Below are 640 nucleotides of genomic sequence, written 5' to 3' on the forward strand. Positions count from 1 at the left end.
GACTCGCCGACGATGGCCAGCACCTCGCCGGGGTCCACGTGCAGCGACACGCCGCGCACGGCGTGCGCCCATTGGCGCCCGGCCTGATAGGCCACGTGCAGGTCGCGCACGGCCAGCAGCGGCTGCGCCGCCGCCGTTTCGCCGCGTTGGACGGACAGCGCCGTCACCGTGTTCAGGTTCATCGTGCCCCCCGCAGGCGCCGCCGTTCAAAGGCCTTGCCCAGACTGTTGGTGGACAGCACCACCAGGATGATCACGCCGCCCGGCATGGCGGTCAGCCACCAGGCGCGCACCAGGTAATTGCGCCCTTCGGCCACCAGCGTGCCCCACTCGGGCGCGGGCGGCGCGGCGCCGAAGCCCAGGAAGCTCAGCGCCGATACCGCGAGGATGGCGGCGCCCAGTTCCAGGCCCGCCAGCACCAGCACGGGGCCGGCGGCGTTGGGCACGATGTGGCGGCGCAGCACCGAGAACCAGCGCTCGCCGCTGCCGAAGGCCGCCTCGACATAGGCGTTCGCCTTGATCCGCAGCACTTCGGCCCGCATCAGCCGCGCAAACGTGGCGATGGTGGCCACGCCGGCGGCCAGCGCCACGTTGACGGTGCCGAAGCCCAGCACGGTGATCACCATCAGCGACAGCAGCAG

At 72.2% G+C, this 640-nt stretch carries 1 protein-coding gene and 1 pseudogene; both read right to left on the reverse strand.

Translation table 11 applies throughout. The annotated features are described in order from the left end of the window. Positions 1–182: pseudogene (locus N801_RS22175) on the reverse strand (hypothetical protein); the annotation flags it as partial. After that, positions 179–640, reverse strand: a 462-nt coding sequence (locus N801_RS22180; protein ID WP_033491808.1) for an ABC transporter permease, incomplete at its 5' end; no start/stop codon positions are given. The pseudogene N801_RS22175 and the gene N801_RS22180, both read right to left, overlap by 4 nt.

Origin of the sequence: Knoellia aerolata DSM 18566, assembly GCF_000768695.1 — a bacterium.
GTDB lineage: Bacteria > Actinomycetota > Actinomycetes > Actinomycetales > Dermatophilaceae > Knoellia > Knoellia aerolata.